This is a genomic window from Candidatus Thiosymbion oneisti, from assembly GCF_900092655.1.
Lineage (GTDB): Bacteria > Pseudomonadota > Gammaproteobacteria > Chromatiales > Chromatiaceae > Thiosymbion > Thiosymbion oneisti.
Window position 1 is genome coordinate 1 of the sequence record NZ_FLUY01000933.1, and the last position, 384, is coordinate 384.

The window sequence follows — 384 nt, forward strand, 5'->3', positions numbered from 1 at the left end:
CTGGTTCTGATCGTCCCCAGCGTTGGTGACTTCGTGATACACAATGAGTTAGTGTTTCCCATCGACGCCGCTTTGCACATTGTAGCCGGTGACGTGCTGTTTGCCCTTGTTCAAGGCCCGCGCATCAGGGTCGGTACGGGAGCGCTGGGTCTCACCACGCTCCTCGAGCTGCTTGCGTTGCGCCTGCTGGCGGGCTTGGCGCGTCTTGAGTTCCTCCAACTTGCTCACCAGCGCGGGGTCTTCACCCAACCGGTCGCCGGCGTGGTTTTCCTGCTCATCATTGGCATCCAGGCACCGCGTGTCGGCGTCCAGATCACGCTCGATCTTCTTGAGTTCGGTTTCCAAACGCTTCTTGGTCTTGATGCTGGCGTCACTGGCGCTGGC

General features: G+C 60.2%; 1 pseudogene. It reads right to left on the bottom strand.

From position 1 onward, the window contains the following. Positions 1 to 48 precede the first annotated feature (48 nt). A pseudogene (locus tag BQ17_RS21740) lies at positions 49 to 384 on the bottom strand (hypothetical protein); the annotation flags it as partial.